The organism is Sphingomonas sp. PP-CE-1A-559 (assembly GCF_004340965.1).
Lineage (GTDB): Bacteria > Pseudomonadota > Alphaproteobacteria > Sphingomonadales > Sphingomonadaceae > Sphingomonas.
In genome coordinates this window covers 356,459-381,543 of sequence record NZ_SLYA01000002.1, presented here as the reverse complement: position 1 = coordinate 381,543, position 25,085 = coordinate 356,459, and the positions used below count along the sequence as shown (strand labels likewise).

General features: G+C 65.6%; 24 protein-coding genes and 2 tRNA genes. 8 read left to right on the top strand and 18 right to left on the bottom strand.

Annotation, left to right across the window (positions count from 1 at the left end; all coding sequences use genetic code 11):
* Positions 1 to 6: 6 nt before the first annotated feature.
* The 3 genes from C8J42_RS07210 to C8J42_RS07200 all read right to left on the bottom strand — a co-directional run bounded on the left by C8J42_RS07210 (position 7) and on the right by C8J42_RS07200 (position 3,652).
* Positions 7 to 651: an XrtA/PEP-CTERM system exopolysaccharide export protein gene (locus C8J42_RS07210; protein ID WP_056058093.1), complete on the bottom strand. Its 645-nt coding sequence runs from the start codon at positions 649 to 651 to the stop codon at positions 7 to 9.
* Between the two features lie 140 nt (positions 652 to 791).
* Complete coding sequence (locus C8J42_RS07205) at positions 792 to 2,018, bottom strand: pyridoxal-dependent decarboxylase, exosortase A system-associated (protein WP_133019469.1); 1,227 nt, start codon at positions 2,016 to 2,018, stop codon at positions 792 to 794.
* Positions 2,015 to 3,652: an acyl-CoA ligase (AMP-forming), exosortase A system-associated gene (locus tag C8J42_RS07200; RefSeq protein ID WP_207897082.1), complete on the bottom strand. Its 1,638-nt coding sequence runs from the start codon at positions 3,650 to 3,652 to the stop codon at positions 2,015 to 2,017. The genes C8J42_RS07205 and C8J42_RS07200 overlap by 4 nt, the downstream gene beginning before the upstream one ends.
* 94 nt (positions 3,653 to 3,746) lie before the next feature.
* Here C8J42_RS07200 and C8J42_RS07195 point away from each other — a divergent pair, with 94 nt between their 5' ends.
* The 3 genes from C8J42_RS07195 to C8J42_RS07185 are packed head-to-tail and all read left to right on the top strand — an operon-like array spanning position 3,747 to position 5,496.
* Positions 3,747 to 4,025 (top strand): acyl carrier protein, encoded by a 279-nt coding sequence (locus tag C8J42_RS07195; protein ID WP_120300009.1) that lies wholly within the window; start codon positions 3,747 to 3,749, stop codon positions 4,023 to 4,025.
* Between the two features lie 29 nt (positions 4,026 to 4,054).
* Positions 4,055 to 4,732, top strand: a complete 678-nt coding sequence (locus tag C8J42_RS07190; protein ID WP_133019468.1) for a hypothetical protein — start codon at positions 4,055 to 4,057, stop codon at positions 4,730 to 4,732.
* Complete coding sequence (locus tag C8J42_RS07185; protein WP_133019467.1) at positions 4,720 to 5,496, top strand: hydrolase 1, exosortase A system-associated; 777 nt, start codon at positions 4,720 to 4,722, stop codon at positions 5,494 to 5,496. The genes C8J42_RS07190 and C8J42_RS07185 overlap by 13 nt, the downstream gene beginning before the upstream one ends.
* 119 nt (positions 5,497 to 5,615) lie before the next feature.
* Here C8J42_RS07185 and trxB read toward each other — a convergent pair whose 3' ends face one another.
* Positions 5,616 to 6,584, bottom strand: coding sequence for a thioredoxin-disulfide reductase (trxB, locus tag C8J42_RS07180; protein WP_056058078.1), 969 nt, complete (start codon positions 6,582 to 6,584; stop codon positions 5,616 to 5,618).
* Positions 6,585 to 6,710: 126 nt separating this feature from the next.
* On the opposite strand from trxB, the gene C8J42_RS07175 reads away from it, so the two are divergent.
* The 3 genes from C8J42_RS07175 to fdhD are packed head-to-tail and all read left to right on the top strand — an operon-like array spanning position 6,711 to position 10,299.
* Positions 6,711 to 8,999 (top strand): FdhF/YdeP family oxidoreductase, encoded by a 2,289-nt coding sequence (locus C8J42_RS07175; RefSeq protein WP_133019466.1) that lies wholly within the window; start codon positions 6,711 to 6,713, stop codon positions 8,997 to 8,999.
* Entirely contained in the window at positions 8,906 to 9,511 is a 606-nt protein-coding gene (locus C8J42_RS07170; RefSeq protein WP_347812404.1) for a molybdenum cofactor guanylyltransferase, read from the top strand. The genes C8J42_RS07175 and C8J42_RS07170 overlap by 94 nt, the downstream gene beginning before the upstream one ends.
* The gene (gene fdhD / locus C8J42_RS07165) at positions 9,508 to 10,299 is read left to right on the top strand and encodes a formate dehydrogenase accessory sulfurtransferase FdhD (RefSeq protein WP_133019465.1); all 792 of its coding nucleotides are present in this window, start codon (positions 9,508 to 9,510) and stop codon (positions 10,297 to 10,299) included. Before C8J42_RS07170 ends, fdhD begins: the two co-directional genes overlap by 4 nt.
* Before the next feature lie 33 nt (positions 10,300 to 10,332).
* Here the strand turns inward: fdhD and C8J42_RS07160 are convergent, their stop codons facing one another.
* From C8J42_RS07160 to C8J42_RS07135, 6 genes are all read right to left on the bottom strand, one after another.
* A complete protein-coding gene (locus C8J42_RS07160; RefSeq protein WP_133019464.1) occupies positions 10,333 to 11,121 on the bottom strand; it encodes a formate/nitrite transporter family protein in 789 nt (262 codons plus the stop codon).
* Positions 11,118 to 13,490 carry an FdhF/YdeP family oxidoreductase gene (locus C8J42_RS07155; RefSeq protein WP_133019463.1) on the bottom strand — a complete coding sequence of 791 codons (2,373 nt, stop codon included), beginning with the start codon at positions 13,488 to 13,490 and terminating at the stop codon, positions 11,118 to 11,120. Before C8J42_RS07155 ends, C8J42_RS07160 begins: the two co-directional genes overlap by 4 nt.
* A gap of 180 nt (positions 13,491 to 13,670) precedes the next feature.
* Positions 13,671 to 13,747, bottom strand: a tRNA-Met gene (locus C8J42_RS07150).
* A gap of 66 nt (positions 13,748 to 13,813) precedes the next feature.
* Positions 13,814 to 14,332, bottom strand: a complete 519-nt coding sequence (locus tag C8J42_RS07145; RefSeq protein ID WP_133019462.1) for a 2'-5' RNA ligase family protein — start codon at positions 14,330 to 14,332, stop codon at positions 13,814 to 13,816.
* Between the two features lie 196 nt (positions 14,333 to 14,528).
* Positions 14,529 to 16,376, bottom strand: a complete 1,848-nt coding sequence (locus tag C8J42_RS07140) for a potassium transporter Kup (RefSeq protein WP_121885427.1) — start codon at positions 16,374 to 16,376, stop codon at positions 14,529 to 14,531.
* A gap of 380 nt (positions 16,377 to 16,756) precedes the next feature.
* Positions 16,757 to 17,197: an Lrp/AsnC family transcriptional regulator gene (locus tag C8J42_RS07135; RefSeq protein ID WP_060524452.1), complete on the bottom strand. Its 441-nt coding sequence runs from the start codon at positions 17,195 to 17,197 to the stop codon at positions 16,757 to 16,759.
* Between the two features lie 127 nt (positions 17,198 to 17,324).
* Between C8J42_RS07135 and ald the strand changes: the two genes are divergently transcribed.
* Positions 17,325 to 18,431 (top strand): alanine dehydrogenase, encoded by a 1,107-nt coding sequence (gene ald / locus C8J42_RS07130; RefSeq protein ID WP_056048250.1) that lies wholly within the window; start codon positions 17,325 to 17,327, stop codon positions 18,429 to 18,431.
* A gap of 51 nt (positions 18,432 to 18,482) precedes the next feature.
* The gene (locus tag C8J42_RS07125) at positions 18,483 to 18,701 is read left to right on the top strand and encodes a DUF3072 domain-containing protein (RefSeq protein WP_056058060.1); all 219 of its coding nucleotides are present in this window, start codon (positions 18,483 to 18,485) and stop codon (positions 18,699 to 18,701) included.
* A 43-nt stretch (positions 18,702 to 18,744) separates the two neighbouring features.
* Here C8J42_RS07125 and C8J42_RS07120 read toward each other — a convergent pair whose 3' ends face one another.
* The 8 genes from C8J42_RS07120 to C8J42_RS07085 all read right to left on the bottom strand — a co-directional run bounded on the left by C8J42_RS07120 (position 18,745) and on the right by C8J42_RS07085 (position 25,027).
* On the bottom strand, positions 18,745 to 19,389 hold the full coding sequence (locus C8J42_RS07120) for a hypothetical protein (RefSeq protein ID WP_133019940.1): 645 nt from the start codon (positions 19,387 to 19,389) through the stop codon (positions 18,745 to 18,747).
* On the bottom strand, positions 19,389 to 19,760 hold the full coding sequence (locus C8J42_RS07115; protein ID WP_243644274.1) for a cytochrome c-type biogenesis protein: 372 nt from the start codon (positions 19,758 to 19,760) through the stop codon (positions 19,389 to 19,391). Before C8J42_RS07115 ends, C8J42_RS07120 begins: the two co-directional genes overlap by 1 nt.
* Before the next feature lie 146 nt (positions 19,761 to 19,906).
* Entirely contained in the window at positions 19,907 to 20,434 is a 528-nt protein-coding gene (locus C8J42_RS07110) for a redoxin family protein (protein ID WP_133019461.1), read from the bottom strand.
* Complete coding sequence (locus C8J42_RS07105) at positions 20,431 to 22,344, bottom strand: heme lyase CcmF/NrfE family subunit (protein WP_133019460.1); 1,914 nt, start codon at positions 22,342 to 22,344, stop codon at positions 20,431 to 20,433. The genes C8J42_RS07110 and C8J42_RS07105 overlap by 4 nt, the downstream gene beginning before the upstream one ends.
* Positions 22,341 to 22,787 (bottom strand): cytochrome c maturation protein CcmE, encoded by a 447-nt coding sequence (gene ccmE, locus C8J42_RS07100; protein ID WP_133019459.1) that lies wholly within the window; start codon positions 22,785 to 22,787, stop codon positions 22,341 to 22,343. The genes C8J42_RS07105 and ccmE overlap by 4 nt, the downstream gene beginning before the upstream one ends.
* A 97-nt stretch (positions 22,788 to 22,884) precedes the next feature.
* A complete protein-coding gene (gene ccmC, locus C8J42_RS07095) occupies positions 22,885 to 23,610 on the bottom strand; it encodes a heme ABC transporter permease CcmC (RefSeq protein ID WP_133019458.1) in 726 nt (241 codons plus the stop codon).
* Between the two features lie 179 nt (positions 23,611 to 23,789).
* Positions 23,790 to 24,839: a Glu/Leu/Phe/Val dehydrogenase dimerization domain-containing protein gene (locus tag C8J42_RS07090; RefSeq protein WP_121903357.1), complete on the bottom strand. Its 1,050-nt coding sequence runs from the start codon at positions 24,837 to 24,839 to the stop codon at positions 23,790 to 23,792.
* A gap of 111 nt (positions 24,840 to 24,950) precedes the next feature.
* A tRNA-His gene (locus C8J42_RS07085) sits at positions 24,951 to 25,027 on the bottom strand.
* Between the last annotated feature and the right edge of the window lie 58 nt (positions 25,028 to 25,085).

Sequence of the window (25,085 nt, the reverse complement as noted above, 5' to 3'; positions counted from 1 at the left end):
ATCGCCTCAGAACATCGATTCGGGGATGATGATCACGTCGCCCGGCGCGAGGCGGACGTTGGCCGACGAATCGCCCTTCTTGAGCAGGTTGTTGATCTGCAACCCGAACTCGGTCTGCTTGCCGGTCGCTCGATCGTAGCGCACCAGCCGCGCCTTGTTGCCCGCCGCATACTGGCTGAGGCCGCCGACCGCGATCATCGCATCGAGCAGAGTCATGTTGGCGCGGTACGGGATCGACGCGGGCTTCTCGGTCGCACCGACGATGCGGACCTGCTGGCTGTAGGTGCCGCTGAAATTCTCGACGATCACCGAGACGATCGGATCCTTGATATAGGCCCCGAGCGCCTTCTTGATGTCGTCGCTGAGCATCGCGGGAGTCTTGCCGACCGCGGGCAGGTCGTTGATCAGCGGCGTCGTGATCCGGCCGTCGGGACGCACCTGAACCTTCGACGACAGCTCGGGATTGCGCCAGACGAAGATATTGAGCTGATCGAGCGGGCCGATCACATATTCCTCGCCTGGCAATTCCTGCTTCGCGACGAACGAGGCGGGCGGCAGTGCGGGCGGCGTGCTGCCGGTGGTGCAGGCGCCGAGCGTGGTCGCGGCGAGGCCTAGGGTCAGCAGGGATTTCGATACAGATCCGGAACGCATGGGTAACTTTCTCCTGGCGCCGCACCGTCCATCGGTTGCCCGACGGGCGGCTAACTCAGCCTTCGCTATGCAAGTAACAGGTGAAGATAGCGTTAGGAGCGCCCCGTAACCATGCCCCGCCAAGGCACTGCAACTGCACCTTATATAGCAGTAACGATCTCGGACGCCGGTGGATGCCCGAGAAACGCAGTCGGGCTGGCGCTCGCCCCGTAGGCGCCGGCCATGAAGATCGCGATGAGGTCACCGACATGGACGGGGGGTAGCGCGACCTTGTCGCCGAGCCGGTCGAGCGGGGTGCAGAGCGGACCGACGACGGAGACGGTTCCGGTCGGCGCGTGGCCCATCCGTGCGGCGATCGCGATCGGGTAGTTGCGGCGGACGACGGTGCCGAAATTGCCGCTGGCGGCGAGTTGGTGGTTGAGGCCGCCGTCGACGACGACGAAGGTCTCGCCCTGGCTTTGCTTTATGTCGATGACGCGGGTGAGGTAGACGCCTGCTTCGGCCACGAGCCAGCGGCCGAGCTCGATCGCGAATCGGGTTTCGGCGAGGATCGCGGGGCGGGATGCGAGTGCTTCGGCCAGCGCCTCGCCGACCCGTTCGACGTCGAGCGCCGCGTCGCCGGCGAAGTACGGCACGCCGAAGCCGCCGCCGAGGTTGACGAGCGGGGGGGCGACGCTCGCCTCCTCTGCCAATCGCGCCGCGAGTGCGATCGTCGCGGCCTGCGTCTCGACAATCGCACCGGCATCGAGCGCCTGGCTGCCGGCGTAGATGTGGAACCCGCGCCAGTCCGCGCCCGCTGCGACGATCGCTTTCACGAGCGCGGCCGCCCGCACCGCGTCGACCCCGAAGGGCGACGCGCGACCGCCCATTCGCATGCCCGAGCCGCGGAGCTCGATGTCGGGGTTTACGCGGACCGCCATGCGCGGTGTGTGGCCGAGGCGGTCGCCGATCGCGAACGCCCGCGTGGCCTCGCCTTCCGATTCGACGTTGAGCGTGGCGCCGGCGGTGATCGCGGCGGCGAGTTCGTCGTTGCGCTTGCCGGGGCCGGCGAAACTGATCGACGCGGCCGGTTTGACAATCATAGCCTTCGCGAGTTCGCCCGAGGAAGCGACGTCGAGCCCGTCTACCAGCGGCGCGATGGCGGTCAGCAGGTCGGCGTGTGGATTAGCCTTGATCGCGTAATGGAGATCGATCGCCGGCATCGCTGCTCTGAAGCGTGCGATGCGCGCAGCGACGATCGCCATGTCGTAGACGAACAGCGGCGTGTCGCCAGTGTGCGCGGCCCAGTTGTCGGCCGTCCGACCGCCGATCTTCAGCGGGCCATCTTGATACAAGAACTCAGGAGGAAGGGCACCCATCGGTTTCATGACGCGCTCCCTTCCGTGTTCCCCCGCGAAGGCGGGGGCCCAGACTGGACTCCCGCCTTCGCGGGAGAACAAGCTTTTGCCTCCGACGCAATGGCGGACCTGTCCAGCTTCCCATTGGCATTGCGCGGTAATTCGTCCCGCCAGAGGTATATCCCCGGCCGCATGAAGCTCGGCAGAGCCGTCCGCAATCGCGCCCGCAACGCCGGCTCCGCACCCGCATCCCCGGCCAGCATCACGACGATCGCCTGCCCCAGCCGCTCGTCCGGCACACCGACCGCGACTGCCTCGCGCGCCTCGCCGCCTGCCAGCACCGCCTCCTCGACTTCCAGCGGGCTGATCCGGTTGCCCGCGCTCTTGATCATCTCGTCATCGCGGCCGACGAATCGGAGCAAGCCATCCTCGCCCTCGACGACGGTATCCCCCGACCAGACCGCCATGCCGTTACCATCGGGCGCCGGCCGGAACCGCTGCGCCGTCCGCTCCGCATCCTGCCAATAGCCTTGCGCGACTAGCGGGCCGGCATGCACGAGTTCCCCCGCCTCGCCCGGCGCAGCGCGCGTGCCGTCGGGCTTTACCACCGAAACCTCCGCAAACGGGATCGCAAGCCCCATCGCGTCGGGGTGCGTATCGATCAGCGCCGGGTCGAGATAGGTCGATCGGAACGCCTCGGTCAGCCCGTACATGGCGTACACTTCCGCCGCCGGGAACCGCTCCCGCAGGCTCCGCACGAGCCGCGGCGTCAGTGCGCCGCCCGAGTTAGTCAGGCGCTTCAGCCGCGCGGCGGTCTCTACCGGCCACTCCGCTTCCAGTAGCTGAATCCACAAGGGCGGCACACCTGCCAGCGTCGTCGCCTCGACCCGTTCGACCGCCTTCACCACGTCGCGTGCGACGAGGTAGTCGAGCGGCGCTACCGACGCGCCGGCTGCCCATGTGGAGAATAATTGGTTCTGGCCGTAGTCGAACGACAAGGGGAGTACGCCGAGTACGCGGTCTTCGGGCTTCAACTGGAGATAGTGCGCGACGGAGATCGCGCCGAGCCATAGGTTTGCGTGGCTTAGCATCACGCCTTTCGGCCGGCCGGTGGAGCCGGACGTGTAGAGGATTGCGGCCAGGGTATCGGGGTCAGCGTCGGAGGGACCCATCATTCCGTTCCCCCGCGAAGGCGGGAGGCCAGGAATCACTGGCGTCGCGCTCTGCAATCCTGGGCCCCCGCGTTCGCGGGGGAACGAGAGTAGCTCCGTCTCGTCTACGATCGCGCAGCCATCCGGTACGTCGCCATCGTCTAGCGTCCCGGCCCGCGCGCTTTGGGTCACCAGTAGGCGAGCGCCGCTGTCTGCCAGGATATGTGCGACCTGCGCTCGCCGGAGCAGTGGGTTTACCGGGACATGCACCAAACCTGCTCGCGCCACTGCGAGCGGCATCAAGCAGGCGACGCGCGTCTTCGGTAGCCACGTCGCGACGCGGTCGCCGGCCGACAGCCCCCGGGCAGCGAGCCACCCCGCCAATGCACCGACGCCTGCCTCGAGCTCGGCAAAGGTCATCGCGCCCGCCTTGTCGACCAGTGCAACGGCGTCCGGCGCGCCACGCAGCGCGATGTGGTCGATAGGGTACGGCTTGGGGTCGAGCGCGATCATGACGCCCTAATAGCGCCAAGCCCCCTTTAGCGCGAACCCGTTGCCGAATTCACCCCCACACGCTAGCGGGGCCGGGTTCCTAACCGTTCAGGCGATGCTCGTGATCTTCGAAGGCACTTCCCAAGTCGAAACGACGGTACGCGCCGTCCTCGCCGATATCCTCGGTCTCAGCGTGGACCGCGTCGCCGCGTTCACCGCCGACACACCGCTGTTCGGCGCGCTGCCTGAGCTCGATTCGATGGCGGTGGCAAGTGTGCTGACCGAACTCGAAGACCGGCTCGGCATCCTGATCGAGGACGACGAGATCGACGGCGAGATGCTCGAGACGTTCGGCGCGCTCGTCCAGTTTGCCGCGAGCAAGGCACTGGTCTAGCTTTAACGGGCGGTCTAGCCTCACCCGGGATGACCGCCCTGCGCTTCGATACCTATGACTGGAGCGGCGGCCGCGAAGCGATGCTGCGGTTCGGCCCCGATGCCGGCCCGATCGTCATCGCCGCCCTCCCGCTATTCGAGGAAGCGAACCGCACCCGCCAGTTCCTCGTCACGATTTTACGCGAACTTGCGGATCATGGGGTTGGCAGCGTGCTCCCCGATCTCCCCGGCACCGGCGAGAGCATCGTCGTCACCAGCGAAGCGCGACCCCGCGACCAGCGGAAAGCCTATACCGAGCTTTCTCAGCAACTTGGCCGGAATACCTACGGCATCTCGATAAGAAGCGGCGCGCTCTTCGATACCGATTCGGTCCTCGCCGGACGATGGCAGCTATCCGCGCAAACCGGCGAAGACGTGTTGCGTGAATTGGACCGCGCGCGAGTGGCCTCCCGCTCCGCTCGAGCTAGCGACACCGACTATGCGGGCAACACGCTGTCCCGCGAAATGCTGGCCGACCTCCGCGACGCCACACTCAATGCTGGAAAGGCCCCCATACGCGTTGTCAGGCTCGAATCCGACCCACGCGACGCAGACGTGAAATATGCTGCATCACCCCTGTGGCGCCGGTCAGAGCCGGACAATGATACTGTGCTAGCTCATATACTTGCCGACGACATCTCACACTGGATTGCATCATGCGAACGCTGATCGCGTTCGCTTGCGAAGGCGAAAGCCTCGCCGCAACGCTGGACGAGGCGGACGGGTCGACAGGTCTGCTCATCGTGTCTGGCGGCAACGAAATTCGCAGCGGCGCACACCGCGGCATGGCGATGCTGGCCCATCGGCTAGCCGCCGCTGGAACACCCGTATTCCGTTACGACCGCCGCGGCGTCGGCGATTCGACGGGCGACAATAACGGCTTCCTCAGCGCCGAACCTGACCTGATCGCAGCCGTCGCCGCGTTCCGCGGCGCGGCGCCGAAGGTCACCCGGTTGGTCGGCTTCGGCAATTGCGACGCCGCCAGCACGCTCGCGCTGTTCGGACGATCGGCGGGGATCGACCGGATCATCGTCGCCAATCCGTGGGTCGTGCAACCGACCGACGACCTCCCGCCCGCCGCCGCGATCCGGGCCCGCTATCACAGCGCGCTGCGCGACCCCGCAACCTGGCGACGTGCGCTGATAGGACAGGTCAACTTTACCAAATTTCTCAGAGGCTTAAGAAGGATTGCAACTGCCCAGACTGAAGAGCGTGCTTCACTAGCGACCAACGTCTTGACCGCACTTGACGGCTGGCACGACGACGCCGCCATCGTCCTTGCGACGGGCGACGCGACCGCGATCGCCTTTGCCGCACGGTATCGCGGTGGCGTGAAAGTGAAGCGGTTCGACACGGCATCCCATAGCTTTGCCGGGGCGGCGAACGCCGCAGCGCTCCACGCCGCAATCGTCGACGGGATGGCGCAGGAGTAGCTGCTCTGGTCCTGATGAACGCAGGACCAGAGCCATAGCCGCTATCGTTTGGAAACCTGGATCCTGACTTTCGTCAGGATGATGAGACGATGACGATGACGATTACGAAGGCCGCGAGTTTATTCCGCGGCTTCGGCCAGCTCCGCAAACTCGGCCGCCGCTAAGAACCGCTCGGCATCCAGCGCCGCCATGCAGCCCGTCCCGGCCGCCGTCACCGCCTGCCGGTACACCTTGTCCGCGACGTCGCCACACGCGAACACGCCCTCGACGCTGGTCCGGGTCGAACCGGTCTCGACCGAGATATACCCGTCCGAATCGAGATCGATATGGCCGCGGAACAGCTCGGTTGCCGGGTGATGCCCGATCGCCACGAACCCGCCATCGACCGCGAGCCGCGAGCGCTCGCCGGTCACCGTATCCTCGAGCTCCAGCGCGACCAGTCCCGCATTGCCGCCGCCGTCGACGAACTCGCGAACCTCCTTGTTCCAGAGCACCGTCACGCCCTTGTGCGCGAACAGGCGCTCCTGAAGGATCTTCTCCGACCGGAGCGAATCGCGGCGGTGGATCAGCGTGACGTCGGGCGAATGGTTGGTGAGGTACAGCGCCTCCTCCACCGCGGTGTTGCCGCCGCCGATGACGGCGACCTTCTTGCCGCGGTAGAAAAACCCGTCGCAGGTCGCGCAGGCGCTGACGCCCTTGCCCTTCATCGGCTCCTCGCTGTCGATCCCGAGCCACTTGGCCTGCGCGCCGGTCGCGATCACCAGCGTGTCGCCCTCATACACGTCGCCGCTGTCGCCGATCAGGCGGAACGGGCGGCTGGTGAGGTCGACCTGCGTGACGGTGTCCCACATCATCCGCGTGCCGACATGCTCGGCCTGTGCCTGCATCTGCTCCATCAGCCACGGCCCCTGGATCACGTCCTTGAAGCCGGGATAATTCTCGACGTCGGTGGTCGTGGTCAGCTGGCCGCCGGGCTGGATGCCCTGCACCACGATCGGCGCCATCCCGGCACGCGCGCCATAGATCGCGGCGGAGAGCCCGGCGGGGCCCGAGCCGAGGATAAGCATGCGTGTGGTATGGGTAGTCATTGCAGTTCCTTGGAGATTCGAGACTGCATCTAGGGGATGCGCGGCCAGATTTGAACCGCCGGTAAATCTGTGCCGCCTGCATCGAAAGCTTTGCCACTGCGTTGGACGACAAAAGCGGAGATGAGCATGAGCGACGACCGGACCGTAGAGATCGAGGATTACACCGCACCAGCAGGCGGCTGGGGATCGATGAAGTCGCTCGTCGAGATTTCCGCGCGCGAGAAGGTCGGCCCGGAAGTGATCCGCGAACTGGCGCGCCAGAACAAGCCGGATGGGTTTGCGTGCGTCAGCTGCGCATGGGGGAAGCCCGCGCATCCGCACGTTGCGGAGTTCTGCGAGAATGGCGCGAAGGCGACGGCGTGGGAGTTGACCTCGTTCCGCGTGACGCCTGCGTTCTTCGAGCAGCACACCGTCAGCGAGCTGATCGGCTGGAAGGATTACGATCTCGAACAGGCCGGGCGGCTCACGCACCCGTTGAAGTATGATGCCGCGACGGACAAGTATGCGGCGTGCAGCTGGGACGAGGCGTTCGCGGGCATTGGCGCCAAGCTTAAGACCTATGACCCGACCAAGGTCATCTTCTACGCGTCGGGCCGCGCCAGCCTCGAGACGTCGTACATGTATAGCCTGCTCGCGCGGATGTACGGCAGCCAGAACCTGCCCGACAGCTCGAACATGTGTCACGAGACGACGTCGGTCGGGCTGAAGTCGGCGATCGGTTCGGCGGTCGGCACGATCCACCTGTCGGACTATGAGAAGTGCGACGCGATTTTCTATTTCGGACAAAATCCCGGAACGAACAGCCCGCGGTTCCTGCATCCTTTGCGCGATTGTGCGAAGCGTGGCGTCGAGATCGTCGTGTTCAACCCGCTCAAGGAGCGTGGGCTGGAGAAATTCCAGGATCCGCAGAACCCGATCGAGATGGTGACGGGCAAGTCGACGCCGATCGCCTCGCAATATCATCAGCTGAAGACCGGCGGCGACGTCGGCGCGATTATGGGGATGTGCAAATACCTGATCGAGGCTGACGACAACGCCAAGCAGATCAACGGCTTGCCGGTGCTCGACCATGCGTTTCTCGCCGAGCACACGACCGGGTTCGAGGCGTTCGCCGAGGTCGCGCGTGCGACCGAATGGGCGACGATCGAGCATGAGAGCGGCCTGCCCCGTACAGAGATCGAGGCGGCGGCGAAGGTCTATGCCAAGTCGAAGGCGGTCATCGCGGTCTACGGCATGGGGCTGACCCAGCATGTCGGCGGGATCGACAACGTCCACATGGTCGTCAATCTGATGCTGCTGCGCGGCAACATCGGCAAGGCCGGCGCAGGCATGGGCCCGGTCCGTGGTCACTCGAACGTGCAGGGCCAGCGCACTGTTGGCATCACCGAGAAGCCCGAACTCGCGCCGCTCGACAAACTCGCCGAGCAATATGGCTTCGAGCCGCCGCGCGAGAAGGGTTGGGATACGGTCGAGGCGTGCGAGGCGGTGCTCGACGGCAGCGCGCAGGCGTTCGTCGGTCTTGGTGGCAATTTCGTGCGCGCGATCCCCGATCATGCGCGGATGGAGCCGAAGTGGCGCGCGCTCGACCTGACGGTGCATATCGCCACCAAGCTCAATCGCTCGCACCTTCTGCCTGGCGAGACGTCGTATTTGCTCCCCTGCCTCGGCCGGATCGAGACCGACATGCAGGGCACCGGGCCGCAGAGCGTGTCGATCGAGGATTCTTTCAGCCAGATCTACGGGTCGAAGGGCAAGGCGACGCCGGCGTCCGAGACGTTGCTGTCCGAGCCTGCTATCGTCGCGGGGATCGCCAAGGCTACACTCGCACCTAATCCGAAGCTCGATTGGGACGCGTGGGTGCGTGATTATGCGCGCGTTCGCGATGCGATCGAGGTGACGTATCCGGACCTGTTCAAAAACTTCAACGACCAGATGTTCACGCCCGGCGGGTTCTGGAAGGGCGTGCCCGCGGCGCATCGCGAGTGGAAGACGAAGAGCGGCAAGGCGGAGATCAACGTTCCGCAGGCGCTGAACGTCACGGGGTTCGAGGAAGCGGAGGGCCGCTTCCGGCTAATGACGCTGCGATCGAACGACCAGTTCAACACGACCGTGTACGGCTATCACGACCGTTTCCGCGGCGTGAAGGGCACGCGCGACATCGTGTTCATGAACCGCAGCGACATGATCCGGATGGGGATCACCGATGGCGACGACGTCGATCTGGTCGGTGACGCAGGCGACAATTCGGACCGCCGCCTGAATAAGCTGCGCGTCGTTGAATACGCGATCCCCGAGGGCTGCCTCGGCGCGTACTACCCCGAGTGCAATCTGCTCATACCGGTTGCTCACCACGCCCGCGAAAGCCATGTTCCGGCAGCAAAATCGGTGCCGGTGCGGATCGAGAAGACGCGCTGACCGAGCAGCGCATTCTCGGCGTCGTGCTGGCGGGCGGGCGGTCGTCTCGCTTCGGGTCCGACAAGGCGATGGCGGTGTTGGACGGGCGCATGCTGGCCGAGCACGCGCGCACGCTGCTGTTGCCTCATGTCCATAGCGCTTTGATAGCGGGGCGCGATGGGGCGGTCCCTGACCTGCCAAGCGGGGACATCGGGCCATTGGGGGGTATCGCCGGCGCGCTTGGGTATGCAGCCTCGCGGGGCTTCACGTCGGTGCTGACGATCGCGTGCGACATGCCGTGGTTGCCGGACGGGTTGCTGACGGCGCTGTCTCGACGTGCCTCCGCCTACTGCCCCGACGTTCCGGTGCTCGGGCATTGGGAGACGGGATCGCTTGGCAATTTGCTGACCCATATCGAGACCGTGCCGCGGCGATCGGTGCGCGGTTGGGCGGAGGCGATCGGGGCTATCCCGATCCCGGCGGGTGCGCCAATCCCGAACGTCAACACGCCGCAGGACCTCGATATCTTATGAGTACGTCGCGCAACGAAGCGATCAAGATCCTGCGGCCTGATTCGATTACCGCTGGCGAACGCGCCATTGCCGTCGAAGTCCCCGTCGCGATCGAGATCGACGGGCTCGGCTACGCGGTGATGATGATGACGCCGGCCGACCTGGCCGAATTCACGACGGGATTCCTGCTGACAGAACGGCTCGCGGACAGCGCCGACGACGTGCGTGACATCGATATCTTCGAGGCGGAGGCAGGCTGGATCGTCCGTGTAGGGCTGTCCGATCGCTGCAAGGGCCGCATCCACGACCGCGTCCGCCACCGGACCAGCGACACGAGTTGTGGGCTGTGCGGGATCTCCGGGCTCGAACAGCTGCGCAAACCGGTCCCGCGGACGCCGCCAAAGCCCGATACGTCCGTCCCTGCTCTGTTTGCCGCGCTGGGTGGGTTACGCGCCCACCAGCCTCTCAACGCGGCTACGGGCGCGATCCATGCCGCGGCCGCGTGTGATCGCGAGGGTCGGATCGTTGCGGCGTATGAAGACGTCGGCCGTCACAATGCGCTCGACAAGCTCGTCGGCGGCATCGCTATCACCGGGCAGCCGATCGACGGCTTCATCCTCGTCACGTCGCGGATCAGTTTCGAGATGGTCGACAAGGCGCTGATTGCCGGTGCGCCGATGCTGGTGGGGATCTCCGCGCCGACCAGTTTGGCGATCGATCATGCGCGCGAGCACTGCCTGACGCTGCTGGCGCTCGCCCGCAGCGACGCGATCCTGGTCGTCAACGATCCTTGGGACGTGTTCGAGTAGCAGCAGGCCTGCCGCTGCTACGCGAAATCGCGGTTACTTGGCGGCCTGTACCGCGTCCGTCTTCGACGCGACCAGATAGCCGCCGACGACGAATACCAGCGCGCCGATCGTGTTGCCGACGGTCACGATCGCGAGATTGCGGATCATGCCGGCTAGGTCGATCGACGAGTTGGGCACCAGCAGGCCCAGCGTCAGCGCGGTCATGTTAGCGACCGAATGCTCGAACCCGGCGGCGACGAACGCAAGTAGGATCCACGCCATCGCGATGCACTTGGCGGTGTCGCCGGTCATCCGCGCCGCCGTCCAGATCGCGAGGCAGACGAGCCAGTTGCACAGGATCGCGCGGGCCATCAGCGCGGTCGCGTCGACCGACACCTTGTGCAGGACGTACGCGTGGAACATCGTATCGGCGTTGGCGAAGATCGCGCCGCCGCCGCCTGCCGCGAACACCAGCGACAGCACGACGCCACCGACGAGGTTACCGATCCACACGACGATGGCGAGCTTGAGTGCGTCTCCGATCGTGATCGTCCGGCGCGCGAGTCCGAAGCCGAGATACATCACATAGCCGGTAAACAACTCAGCCCCGGCAAACACGGTCAAGATCAGCCCGAGCCCGAAGGTCGCGCCCATCACCAAGGGCCGCACACCGGGTTCGAGCCCCGAGCCCGTGCTGAGCGCGAGGATCATTGCGATGCCGATATACGTGCCCGCGAGGATCGCGCCTGCGAAGAACCCCGCGGGAGAACGCCGCAACGCCTCCGCCTTGGTCGCCGCGAGGGTCGCGTAGGTGTCGATCGTCGACGAATAGCCGGTGCTCATGCGTGTACTTTACTCTCGTGCCCGACGATCCCCGCGCGCACCACGCCGCGATCCGAACCCATGTCGGCAGCGGCGGGACGGACGGTCACCGGAATGGATTTATAGGACGGGGTGAAGCTCTGCGGATCGTGATCCTCAAGCGCGATCAGTGGCTGCGTCTCGGGGTAGTAGGAAGCGACGCAACCATCGGGCAGCGCGTAGCGGACCAGCATCAGCTTCTGCACGATACGATCGGGCCGCGCGAACTGGAGCGCGGTGGCGATGTCGACGACGTCGCCCTCCTTATGCCCGAGACGCGCCATGTCGCGCTCGTTCATGAACAGGATGTCGCGGCGCCCGAATACGCCACGATAGCGATCGTCGAGGCTGTAGACGGTGGTGTTGTACTGATCGTGCGCCCGCAGCGTCGTCAGACGCAAAACGGTCGGATCGCCCGCGCTGTCGTCCTCCTCGACGCCCTTGGCCACGAGGAAGTTCGCCTTGCCGCTGTCCGTCTTCCACTCGCGCATCGCCGCCGAGTTCGGCAGGTGAAAGCCGCCCGGCTTGCGAATCCGCGCATTGTAGTCGGCGAACGCGGGGAAGACCGCCTCGATCTTGTCGCGGATCAGGCTGTAGTCGCCGACATACGCATCCCAGTCGATCTCGACCGGCGCATGGCCCTTCGCGGCAAAGGTCGCCTTGGCGATCTCGCCGACGATCCAGATCTCCGACTTAACGTTCTCACCCGGCGGCATCAGGAAGCCGCGCGAGGCGTGGACCATCGACATCGAATCCTCGACCGTCACCGATTGCTGGCCAGTCGCCTGCATGTCGAGTTCGGTCCGGCCGAGGCACGGCAGGACGTACGTGGCCTTCGCCATCAGCAACTGCGTGCGGTTGAGCTTGGTGGTGATGTGGACCGCGAGATCGAGGTTGCGGAAGCCCTCCGCGCACGCCTGCGGATCGGACGAGGCGATCGCGAGGTTGCCGCCGAGGCAGACGATCGCCTTGGCATGGCCGTCGCGCATCGCCGCAATGCTCTCGACCACCGAATGGCCATGCTCGCGTGGCGGCTCGAACCCGAACACGTCGCGCATGTTGTCGAGCAGCAGGGACATCGGGCGCTCGGTGATGCCGACAGTGCGGTCGCCCTGGACGTTGCTGTGGCCCCGCAGCGGACAGATGCCCGCGCCCGGCTTGCCCATGTTGCCGCGCAGGAGAAGCAGGTTCGCGATCTGCTGGACGTTGGTCGTGCCGGTGCGGTGCTGCGTGACGCCCATGCCGTAGCAGCAGATCGTCGACTTCGACTTCGAATAGGCAAGCGCGACCTCTTCCAGGTCACTGCGGGAGAGGCCGCTGGAGCGCTCGATATCCGCCCACTCGGTGGTCGCGAGATCGGCGATATAGTCGTCGAGGCCGGCGGTATGCTCGGCGATGAACGCGTGATCGAGCGCGCGCTCGGTGCCGGAGACCTTGGCCGCCTCGTCGAGCGCGACGAGCGCCTTGGCGATGCCCTTCAGCGCCGCCGCGTCGCCGCCGACCTTCACCTGGTAATAGCTGCTGGCGATCGGGGTTGCCGACATCGTTGCCATCTCGACCACCGACTGCGGCGATTCGAAGCGTTCGAGCGAGCGTTCCTTGAGCGGGTTGAAGACGATGATCTTGCCACCGCGCTTCGACACTTCGCGCAAGGTCGCCATCATCCGCGGATGGTTGGTGCCGGGGTTGTGGCCGATCGACAGGATCAGGTCGGCGTGATCGAAATCCTCGAGGCTGACGGTGCCCTTGCCGATGCCGATCGACTTCGGCAGCCCGACCGACGTCGCCTCGTGGCACATGTTCGAGCAGTCGGGGAAGTTGTTGGTGCCGTAGAGCCGCACGAACAGCTGGAACAGGAATGCCGCCTCGTTCGAGCAGCGGCCCGAGGTGTAGAACTCGGCCTGGTTCGGATCGGGGACGGCGGCGAGGCCTGCGCCGATCTCGCGCATCGCGTCCGCCCAGCTCACGACCTCATAGTGATCGGTGGCGGCATTGTAGCGGAGCGGCTCGGTGACGCGGCCCTGGTCCTCGATCCAGTGATCGCTCTGCTTCCAGATGTCGGACACGCTGTGCGCAGCGAAGAAGTCGGCGCCGATCGTCTTGGCGGTGGATTCCCACGCGACGGCCTTTGCACCGTTCTCGCAGAATTCGAACGAGGAGGTATGTTTCGGGTCGGGCCATGCGCAGCTCGGGCAATCGAAGCCGTCGGGCTGGTTCGACTTGAGCAGCGTCTGGCCGCCGCGGACGACGATCTGCTGCGCCTTGAGCGAGACGGCAACCGCCTTCAGCGCGCCCCAGCCGCCAGCCGGACCCGTGTAATCGGTGATCCCATCAGGGCGTTTGTCGCGCATACTCGTATCTCCCGAACGGCCGGGCCGACGCGTGCGCCCAAGATGCGGCACACTGGCTGACCATTAACCCAAGGCAATAGAAGCGCATTTTGCGATTGCGAAGACGAGTTTCCCGCAGTTGGTGATCGCTTGCGTCGGTCTGCGGGGATGTGCCGGCGGCGCCATGCGCCAAGTCTGAAATGGTAGCGAAGGAGGGACTTGAACCCCCGACCCCAGGATTATGATTCCCGTGCTCTAACCAACTGAGCTACTTCGCCGTACCGTCCGTCAGGGAAGCGTTCTTCCCTGCGAGGCGCGGCCTATAGGAAGCGGTTTCGAGGCGGTCAAGCGAACATGTGCCGGGAAATCGCTTCCCAGGGTCCGCCGCGATACCACCACGCGCCCAGACCGGCGATTTCGACGTCCCTCGGGGTGAGATCGCGCTGCAGATTGCCGAGCAGGAGCTTGGCGACTTGCGGGCTGACCTTGTTCTGGATCGTGACGTGCGGGCGCCAGCCGCCGGCGTCCTGCGGGGTGAGCATGCCGGTGAACGCGTCCGCCAGACGCGCGCGGATGCCGACGAGCTCGGGGGACTCGATCCGGTAGGCGACACCCCGCCCTAGCGACATCAGGCCGCCCACGCGCGCCTGTGGGGCACGGATGCCACGCGTTTCCTGGTTGAGCCGGTGCTTGAGCTCGTCGAGGCCCGAGGGCGGCAGATGGTGGAAAAGCGTCAGGTGCGCGTCGAGCTGGTTGCGCTCGGGCGGGAAATGCTCGCGGCGCATGGAGTCGAAGAACGCGGTGTCCTTGCGGCCGAACAAGGCGGTGACGATGATCGGGGCTACTGCAGTGGGGCCGGTCATACCAAGCTCATTTCCGGTTCTCCGCCCGTGAAAACCACCTGTGCAGAGAGAATGCGGAACGGCAGCGCACTCTTGTTCTCCCGCGAAGGCGGGAGCCCAGTCTGGGTCCCCGCCTTCGCGGGGAAACAAGCTTCTCTCCGGTCAGAGAAATACTCGTCAAACCAGTCCAGGATGACGGCGGCGGTTAGGCAGGCCTTCAAATCTCGACCTGGCTACCCAGCTCGACGACACGGTTGGTCGGCAGGCGGAAGAACTCCATCGCGCTTTCCGCGTTGCGCAGCATCCACGCGAACAGCTTTTCGCGCCAGATCATCATGCCGGGCTTGTCCGACGCAAGCAGCGTCTGGCGCGACAGGAAGAAGCTGGTGTCCATCATCTTGAAGTCCGCGCCGCAATTATGGACCTGGCGCAGCGCCGCGGGCACGTCGGCATCCTCCATGAACCCGTAGCGCAGCACGAGGCGGTGGAAGCCGTCGCCAAGCTCCTCGCGCACCGCACGGTCGTGCGCGGGCCAATAGGGCTGGCCGACGATCTTCACGGTGAGCAGGATGACGCGCTCGTGCAGAACCTTGTTGTGCTTGAGATTGTGCAGCAGCGCGTGCGGCACGCCGTCCGCGGTCGAGGTCATGAACACCGCGGTGCCCGGCACGCGCGATGCCGAACTCGCCGCCGAGCCGATGAACACTTTAATCGGCATCGCCGCCTCGTGCATCCGGTCGATCATCAGCTGCCGCCCCTTCGACCAGGTGGTCAGGAAGGTGAAGATGATGAAGCCGACCAGCAGCGGGAACCAGCCGCCTGCGGGCACCTTGGTCAGGTTGGCCGCGAAATACGCGCCGTCGACGGTGAAGAAGATCGCCAGCAGCGGGATCGCGGCGATCTTCGGCCAGTTCCAGAGGCGGAACAGGACGACGCCGAGCAGGCACGTGTCGATGAACATCGCCCCGGTCACCGCGATTCCGTAGGCGCTCGTCAGGTTCGACGAGGTGCGGAAGAACAGCACGAGCAGGATCACCATCACCATCAGCGCGCCGTTGACGAGCGGGATGTAGATCTGGCCTGCGGTCGAGGCGCTGGTGTGCTCGATCCGCAAACGCGGGATGAAGCCGAGCTGGATCGCCTGCTGCGTTACCGAGAACGCGCCGGAGATCACCGCCTGCGACGCGATCACTGCGGCCATCGTCGCGAGGATGACGAGCGGGAGCTGCAGGCTTTCGGGTGCAAGGTTGTAGAAGGGGCTGACCAGCGCCTCGCGACCATCGCGGAACAGCAGCGCGCCCTGCCCCATATAGTTGAGGATCAGCGCGGGGAGCACGAAGAACAGCCACGACAGCCCGATCGGCTTGCGACCGAAATGCCCCATGTCTGCGTACAGCGCTTCCGCGCCGGTGACCGCGAGGACGACCGAGCCCAGTGCCAGGAACGCCCGCTCGGGATCGATGATGAAGAACTCGACCGCGTAGTGCGGCGACAGCGCCCAGAGCACCTCGGGCGTCTGGACGATGCTGAGGATGCCGAGCACCGCGATGACGCTGAAATATACCAGCATGATCGGCCCGAACACGAGGCCGATCCGTGCGGTGCCGCTCTTCTGCACCCAGAACAGCGCGATCAGGATGACGATCACGATCGGCAGCACAAGGCCAGCGAACGCCGGCGCGGCAACGGCGAGGCCCTCGACCGCGGACAGCACCGATACCGCAGGCGTGATCATGCTGTCGCCGTAGAACAGCGCCGTCGCGAACACGCCGAGCAGGATGATTCCCTTGCTCCAGCGCTTCGTCTTGGTCTTGCCCGAGACCAATGCGAGCAGCGCGAGACTGCCGCCTTCGCCCTTGTTGTCGGCGCGCATGATGATGATGACGTACTTGACCGTCACGACGATCATCATCGACCAGAACATCAGGCTGATGACGCCCATGATGTGCGCCGCGTCGAGCGCGAGCTTGTGGTGGCCTGCGAAGGTCTCGCGGAAGGCGTAGAGTGGGCTGGTGCCGATATCGCCGAAGACGATGCCGATCGCACCGAAGGCGAGCTTCAGCATGCCGTCGGAGTTGTGATGCCCCGTCTCGAGATCGAGATTGGCGGGTGGCACGGTCGAAGCCGCGGCGGTCTGGTCGACGCTCACTGGACGGTGAATCGACCCGGAAGTGCAGCAATCTTCATCGAATTTCCGATTTCACCCTGTGCCCCAAGCGCGCGCATTTAGCATGCGGGCCGGGAGGCGGCAACGGCGAGGCGGGCAACGTGGATTAACTGGGGCTGATCGGTCTAGTATCGAAGCGTTGCCTACACTTGCTCCCCTCCCTGGAAGGGAGGGGTTGGGGGTGGGTCGGCCTGCTTGTGCCGCCGACGTTCGGTAATGCGGAAGCCAAGCCACCCCCGCCCCCTCCCTTGCAGGGAGGGGAGAAGAGTCGCCGGCGTTCAGCGCCTTATCACCTCGCGGATGACGAAGTGCGAGGCGAGCCGGGTTACCCCAGGCAGTTGCGACAGTGTCTCGCGGTGGATGCGCTCGAACGTCTCGCCGTGGCGGATCTCGACGTGGAGCATGTAGTCTGCCTCCCCGCTCATCAGGAAACATTGCACGACCTGCGGACACTCCACGATCTCCGCCTCGAACGCCGCCATCGTCTCCTTGCGCTGATCCCGCAGCGTGACGTTGACGAGCACGATGCTCGGATCGCCGCGCGCCGCTTGCGACAGCACGGCACGATAGCCGGTGATCGCGCCACTCTCCCGCAACTGCGCGACCCGGCGATGCGCGGCGCTCGCCGACAGGCCCACCGCGTCGCCAAGCTCCGCGCTGGTGAGGTCGGAATTGGCGGCGAGCAGGTCCAGAATCCTGCGTTCGATCGTGATGCTCAATATTATCCCGTTTCGGCAACAATGGATGCAATGATCTTGCAGCCGCGGTATCGCACCGCGACCAGTTTGCGAACCCTTCCCGTCCAAGGCGCGCTAGTATGGCGCAAACGATAATGGAGTGGAATCAATGCGCGTCGGTGTCCCCAAGGAAATCAAGAACCACGAATATCGCGTCGGCCTGACCCCGCCGTCGGTCGCCGAACTGGTCGCCGCGGGCCACGAGGTCGTCGTCGAGACGCAGGCCGGATCGGGCATCGATTTCGAAGACCAGGACTATGTCGACGCAGGCGCGACGATCCTGCCGACGGCGGCTGCCGTGTTCGCCGGCGCCGACATGATCGTGAAGGTGAAGGAGCCGCAGCCGAGCGAGATCGCGATGCTCGAGCCGCGCCATCTGCTGTTCACCTACCTCCACCTCGCCGCGGACAAGCCGCAGGCCGAGGGGCTGATGAAGTCCGGCGCGACCTGCATCGCGTACGAGACCGTCACCGACAACCGCCGCGGGCTGCCGTTGCTCAAGCCGATGTCGGAAGTCGCGGGCCGCATGTCGGTGCAGGTCGGTGCGCATTATCTGGAGAAGGAGCAGGGCGGACGTGGCGTTCTGCTCGGCGGCGTGCCCGGTGTTGCGCCGGCCAAGGTCGCGATCCTTGGTGGCGGCGTCTCGGGCGTCAACGCGGCGCAGATGGCGGTCGGCATGCGCGCCGACGTGACGATCTACGACATCTCGAACGATCGCCTTGCCGAACTCGACATGTTCTTCTCGAGCCAGATCAAGACGGCGTATGCTTCGAAGGCCGCGATCGCGGCTGCGGTGAAGAACGCGCATCTGGTCATTGGCGCGGTGCTGGTGCCTGGGGCTGCTGCACCCAAGCTCGTCACGCGCGAGATGCTGAAGACGATGAAGCGCGGCTCGGTGCTAGTCGACATCGCGATCGACCAGGGCGGGTGCTTCGAGACGTCGCACGCCACGACGCATGAGGACCCGGTGTTCGAGGTCGACGGCGTGATCCATTACTGCGTCGCCAACATGCCGGGCGCGGTCGCGCGAACCTCGGCGTTCGCGCTGAACAATGCGACGCTGCCGTTCGCGCTGAAGCTCGCGAATCTCGGCGCCGAGGCGGCGATGAAGGCCGACCCGCACCTCGCCAACGGGCTGAACGTCTACAAGGGCAAGATCGCGTACAAGGCGGTCGCCGATGATCTAGGTTTACCTTACGAAGCTTGGGCTGGCTGACTCGGGAACGGATACGGAACATGGGTGTTGGACAGGGGAAAGGAATTTCCAATGTCCGACACCCCGAACCCCAAGTCCGAACCGTTCTCGAACGCCGAGAAGGATCCGGACGACTGGACCACCGGCGACGAGAAGATGACCGGTGCGCAGGCAAGCTACCTCAAGACGCTGTCCGAGGAAGCGCATGAGGAATTCGACGAGACGCTGACCAAGGCGGATGCGTCGAAAAAAATCGACGAGTTGCAGTCGAAGACCGGCCGCGGGCAGTAAGCCCATTGTCCCGTCATTCTGGGTTTGATCCAGGGTGGCGGGATTAGTTTTGGCCCGCGTTCGGCGTATCCTGCATAGCCAGAAAACGATCTAGCAACGCGAGCCGAGTAGCGATCTCGCCTCGGTACGAAATATTGGCCGGCGTCAACGCCAGCGCCCTTGCCCAATATGGCCGAGCCGTCGCGAACTCCCCCGCCCGCACATACGCCAGCCCCAGAAAGAACGGCGGAGCAGGATGCTTTGGCGCCAACCGCATCGCCTGCTGGAACGCGAACAGCGCAGGCGGCGAAACCTGGTTGGCATCATGCGCCGCCAGCGCGTTGGCTAGTCCTGTCCACATCACCACGCTCTTCGGGGCGATCCTGAGCCCCCCGAGCAACACCTGCACCGCCGCGCGCCGGTCGCCGATCCGCGTCATCGCGTCTGCCGCAACCAAATACGCCGCCGCGCCTGTATACCGCTCCAACATCTGGTCGCGCAGTTCGAGCATCGCGCTATCGTCCGGCGTTGCTGCAAGCCCGGGCGAAGCTTCATGGCCGGCAAGCGCTGGCTGCCCCTGCCACGCATACCCCGCCGCACCGAGCATCAGTGCGGCTGCGACCATCGTCCAGAGGACACGGTTCACCTTCAATACCGCGAGCAGCGCAAACGAACCGGCTCCGATCGCGGCCAGCCAGACGTACCCCATCAGCGTGTCCTCCGCCGGAAGCTCGACCGCGCGATCCAGCCGCCGATGCCAAGCAGCAGAATCGGCGCTAGCCACAACGGCCATGTCAGGCCGGATAGGGGGGGATCATAGGTCACGTAATCGCCGTAGCGTGCGATCAGCCAGTTACGGATCGACGCCGGCTTCTCTCCCCGCGCGATCCGCTCGCGGACGAGCGCGCGCATGTCGGCCGCCATGTCGGCATCGCTGTCGGCGATCGACTGGCCCTGGCAGACGAGGCAGCGCAGTGTTTCCATGAGCGCTCGGGCGGAGGCTTCTTTGGCGGGGTCGGCGAGTTGTACATTGGCGTAATGTGCTGGCGGGGTGACCGGCTGGGCGAAGGCCGGCGAGATGCAGAGCAACAGCGCGGCAAGAATCTCCCCTCCCGCTCGCGGGAGGGGTCGAGGGAGGGCATAACGCGCGCGAGCAGTTGGTGAAACACGAGAAGCCCCTCCCCTAGCCCCTGCCGCAAGCGGAAGGGGAATGAAGTGCGAGCCCCTCACCGCGCATCCTTCACAGCTTGGACGATCTCGGCGACATTCTCCGGCCGGATATCGCCGATGATCTGCTTCACGACGATCCCGCGGCCGTCGATCACGAACGTCTCCGGCACGCCGGACGAGCCCAGCGCCAACTGCACCTGGCTCGCCTTGTCACTGCCGATCCGCTCGTACGGATCGCCGTTGCGGCGGAGGAAACCGCTGATCGCCGGCGCGGTGTCACGGATCGCGATCGCGTCGATCGGCACGCCCATCGCCTTCAGGCGCATCAGTTGCGGCGCTTCGGCGATGCACGGGATGCACCAGCTTGCGAAGACGTTGAGCAACCGCGGCTTGCCCTGTCGGAACGACGCGCTGGCCAGGCCCGGCTTGCCCGGGACCATTGCCGGCAGCGCGAAATCGGGGAGCGGTTTGCCGACCATCGCCGACCGCACCACCTTCTCCGCCGGCCGGAACAGCCCGCTAGCCACCACCGCGAACAGCAGCGCAAAGATCGCCAGCGGCGCCCAGAGTGCGAACCGCTTCATGCCCATACAGCCCGTATTGCAGCTCGTCGCTCGCGCCGCACCCGGCCGAGCAGCGACAGCATGCCGCCGAGCGCAATCAGCACGCCGCCGAACCAGATCAACGTCACGAAAGGCTTCCACCACAGGCGAAGCTGCCACCGCCCCTGCCCGTCCGGCTGCCCGAGTACGGTATAAAGCTGGCCGTCGAGCACCGTCAGGATCGCGGACTCGTTCGTGCTCGTCGGCGGGTTAGCGAAGAAGCGCAGTTGCGGGCGCAGGATGCTTTCGCTGTCGCCCCGCGTCGCGGTCAGGCGTGCTTCCAGGGCCGACCAATTCTCGCCGATCACCGGCGAAATGCCGTCGAGCGTCACCGTATACGGCCCGACCCGCGCCGGCTCGCCCGCGCGCACCGCGACCAGCGTTTCCTTGGTGAACGCGCTGTCCGACGCCATCCCGGCGAGGCTTACCGCGATACCGAGATGCGCGATGACCATGCCATACGTGAACAGCGGCGTGCGCTTCAGATTGCGCTTCCACAACGGCGCGATGCTCGCGACGGCAAGCCCCGCGGCCAGCGATAGTCCTGCCCACGGAAGTACGCCCGGCCATACGAACAGCAACGCAATCGCCGTGATCAGAGTCGCACCGATCGGCAGCATCACGCGGCGCAGCACCTTCTTCGCATCATCCCGCCGCCAGCGCAGCAACGGACCGACGGCCATAACCGCGACCAGCAGCAGCGCGATCGGCCCCGCCGCCTTGTTGAAGAACGGCGGACCGACCGACAGTTGCACGCCGAAGCTCGCCGCGACGATTGGGTAGAGCGTGCCGATCAGGACGATGCCGAGGATCACCGACAACAGCAAATTGTTCGCGACCAGCCCGCCCTCGCGGCTGACTGGATCGAAGGTCGTGCCAGCGCGGACCGTACCGATCCGCGCGGCGAACAGAGCGAGCGCACCACCGATGTAGATCGCGAGCAACGCAAGGATGAACGCGCCGCGCTCCGGATCGACCGCGAAGGCATGGACGCTCGTCAGGATGCCCGAGCGCACCAAAAACGTGCCGATCATCGACATCGAGAACGCGACGACCGCCAGCATGATCGTCCACGCGCGCAGACCGTCGCGGGTCGCGAGCACGGTCACCGAATGGAGCAATGCGGTCGCGGCGAGCCACGGCATCAGCGAAGCGTTCTCGACCGGATCCCAGAACCACCAGCCGCCCCAGCCGAGTTCGTAATACGCCCAATACGAGCCCGCGGTGATGCCGAGCGTCAGGAATATCCACGCGATCAGCACCCAGGGGCGCATCGCCTTCGCAAACGCTGGCCCCACATCACGCGTGACGAGCGCACCGACAGCAAACGAGAACGCGACCGAAAGGCCGACATAGCCGGTGTAGAGCGTCGGCGGGTGAAACGCCAAGCCGGGGTCCTGCAACAGCGGGTTGAGCCCGAGACCGTCGGCCGCGGCGGGGTTGATCCGCGCGAACGGGTTCGAGGAGAACAGCAGGAACGCGTAGAAACCAAGCGCGATCGTCGCCTGTGCGCCGAGTGTCGCGGTAAGCGTGCGTTCGGGCAGCGAGCGCTCAAAGATCGCCACCGCGCCACCGGCCAGCCCGAGGATCGTCACCCAGAGCAGCATCGAGCCTTCGTGATTCCCCCAGGCACCGGCAAACTTGTAGAGCCAGGGCTTGGCGGAATGGCTGTTCTCGACGACCAGCTTCACCGACATGTCGGAGTTCAGGAACAGCTCGATCAGCAGCGCCATTGCCAGCAGTGCGAGCACGCCCTGGACGATCGCCACCGGCCGGACCGCCGCCGCAACGTCTTCACGACCGTGTACAATGCCGATCGCTGCCATCACGAGCTGCAATGCCGCGAGCGCGCCCGCGAACCAGAGCGCGGCGAGGCCTGCTTCGGCAATCACTGCTTGGCGTCCGGTTCGAGCGTCTTGGTTTCGTGCATCTTGCCGGCCATTTCCGGCGGCATGTATTTCTCGTCGTGCTTGGCGAGCAGGTTCGACGCGACGAAGCTGCCGTTGGGCTGGAACTGGCCTTCGGCGACGACGCCCGATTTCTCGCGGAACAGGTCCGGGACGATGCCGGCGAATACGACCGGCGTGGTCGCCTGGCCGTCGGTGACGGTGAAATGCACGGTGATGCCGTCCGCGGCGCGCTTGACCGAGCCCCCCTCGACCATTCCACCGAGTCGCACCGCGCGGCCGAGTGGCAGACCGTCGCGGCGTACGTCGGAGGGCGCGTAGAAAAATGCGGCCTGGTCCTTGAGCGCCGACAGCGCGAGCAGCCCCGCGACGACAACCGCGCCGAGCGCCAGCAGCGCCAGCGTCAGGCGTTGATGCTTGGCCTTCATTTCTCGGCCCTGCGCATCGCGAGGTAGCTCAGCAACGCGATGATCGCGCCGCCACCCAGTGTCACGACATATGCGGCGGTCACGAACGGCCAGGGGTTCATGCTCTCGCCATTCTGCGCATCCGAGCTTCGGCTTTCGCGACGGCCAGCATCGTCCGCATCCGCATCAGGACTATCCCCGCGAATACGAAGGTAAAGCCGGCCAGCATGATCGGCAGCGGCCAGAGGATCGAGCCGTCGATGGTCGATTGCGTGAGACCGATGCTCGGCCCCTGGTGCAGCGTGTTCCACCACACCACCGAATAGCGGATGATCGGCAGCAGCACCGATCCGGCGATCCCGTAGAGCGCAGGCACGCGCCCGTCGCCGCCCCGATCCGCATCGGCCTTCGCGAGCGCCATGTAGCCGAGATAGACGAAGAACAGCAGCAGCATCGAGGTCAGCCGGCCGTCCCATTGCCACCAAGTCCCCCAGGTCGGGCGTCCCCAGATCGAGCCGGTCATGAGACATAGCGCCGCGAACACCGCGCCGGGCAGTGCGATCGCGCGCGCGGCGACGCTGGCGAGCGGATGACGCCAGACGAGAAACGCGATGCTGGAGATCGCGATCCCGCTCCACCCGCCCATGCCGAGCCAGGCGGCGGGGACGTGGATGTAGAGGATGCGGACGGTCTCGCCCTGGAGGTAATCCGGTGGGGTCTGCGTCAGACCTGCCCAGCAACCCAGCACGATCAGCGCGACGCCCGCCCAGAATAGCGCTGGCGTCAACGGCTTGGCGATCTTCAGGAAGCGCGCGGGGTTTGCGAAGGCGTGTAGGGTGGCCACTGGGGATAGCCATTATGGCAAGTCATCGCGGACTTAAAGCCCCTCTCCCGCCGGGGAGAGGGAGGGGCCCGCCGCGCTTGCGGGTGGGAGGGTGAGGGGAGTGAGGCTCGGGTCGTTTACCCCCACTGCCCCTCATCCGGCACTGCGTGCCACCTTCTCCCCGGAGGGGAGAAGGACCGTTACCGACCGATCAGGCGCTTTGCGATCGAGTCCGAAACGTCCGACGCGGGCTGGCCGGTGCGGTCGCTCTCGTTCCACACTTCGATCAGGCGCTCGGGGATGCGCGCGATCCGTGCCTTCACCTCGGCCTCGTCGCCGTGACCCAGATACTCCAGGCCGACGTTGATGATCCCGCCTGCGTTGATGACATAGTCCGGCGCATACAGGATACCGCGAGCATGCAGCCGCGCGCCGTCCTCGCGGACGCTCAGCTGGTTGTTCGCACCGCCCGCGACGACCTTCGCCTTCAGCGCGGCGATCGACATTTCGGTCAGGATCGCGCCGAGCGCGTTCGGACTGAAGATGTCCGCCTCGGTCGTCAGGATCGCCTCGGCCGCCACCGCGGTCGCGCCGAGCTCAGCCGCCAGCTTCTGCGCCCGGCCCTCGTCGACGTCCGCCAGCGTCAGCACCGCGCCGTCCTTGGCCAGCAACCGCGCAAGGCCGCCGCCGACCGAACCGACTCCCTGGATCGCGACACGCACGCCCTTCATGTCGGTCGCGCCGAGGCCGCGCTGCGCCGCCGCCTTCACGCCAAGATAGATGCCGAGCGCGGTGTATGGTCCGGGATCGCCCCCCGCTGCGCCGCTCGCGACCGGCAGGCCGGAAACGTAGCGCGTCTGGCTGGCGATCACCTTCATGCGGTCTTCGGACATGCCGACGTCCTCGGCCGTCACGTAGCGCCCGCCGAGCGAGTCGACCGCACGACCGAACGCCTCGAGCTGGGCGGTCGTGATGACGTCGCCCGGCTTGGCCGCGAGGACCACGCCCTTGCCGCCGCCCAGCTCCAGGCCCGCCATCGCGTTCTTGAAGCTCATGCCGCGCGACAGACGCAACGCGTCGGTCACCGCGCGGCCGTTGTCCGCATAATGCCAGAAGCGTGCGCCGCCAGCCGCCGGCCCGAGCTTGGTCGAGTGCACCGCGATCACCGCGTGCAGGCCCGATTCGGGATCGGTGAAGGCATGAACGCCCTCGTGGTCGTCAAAATCGGGAAGGTCCCAAACCGCTGTCATCGCCGGCTCCTGAGGAGAATAAAATTACCGGGAGACGAAATATTATTTTCCAGCCGGTTTTACCAGCCCAAAGCGCTCACGTTGGGGAGGCTCGGAAAAATAATGGGAAAATGGGGCGACCGACGGGACTTGAACCCGCAACATCCGGCATCACAAGCCGACGCTCTAACCAATTGAACTACGACCGCCGCGTAGGCATCGCCCCCTAGCGGGGGTCGCCGGGCGGCGTCAACCGTCGACTTGTCA